Below are 308 nucleotides of genomic sequence, written 5' to 3'. Positions count from 1 at the left end.
ATGCGCCAGACGGTTGGCCCGCGCATTGAGCTCGCCATAGCTCACGCGCTCCTCCGCACAGACCACCGCCACCGCCTCCGGCGCCTTGGCGACCTGCGCCTCGAACAGTTCGTGGATGCACTGCTCCGACGGATACGCCGCCGCCGTCCGGTTCAGCTCCTCCAGCAGGTACGCCCGCTCGGCGCCCGGCAGGATGTCCAGCTCCCGCACCGGCGTGTGCGGCGCCCGCTCCAGCGCCTCCGCCAGCTGCTCGAGCGTGTGCTGCATGTAGCCGCAGACCCGATCCGCTGAGACGCCTTCGGCCACCT

The 308-nt window shown here is 71.1% G+C and carries 1 protein-coding gene; it reads right to left on the bottom strand.

Features of this window, described 5'->3' with window-relative positions:
* The coding region (locus ACLFKU_RS44510; protein ID WP_410853488.1) for a hypothetical protein at positions 1 to 308 on the bottom strand (308 nt) is incomplete at both ends.

This window comes from Paraburkholderia sp. EG304, from assembly GCF_046543485.1.
GTDB classification, from domain to species: Bacteria; Pseudomonadota; Gammaproteobacteria; order Burkholderiales; family Burkholderiaceae; genus Paraburkholderia; species Paraburkholderia youngii.
The sequence above is the reverse complement of the archived record's forward strand: the minus strand, read 5'-3'. Positions and strand labels throughout refer to the sequence as shown.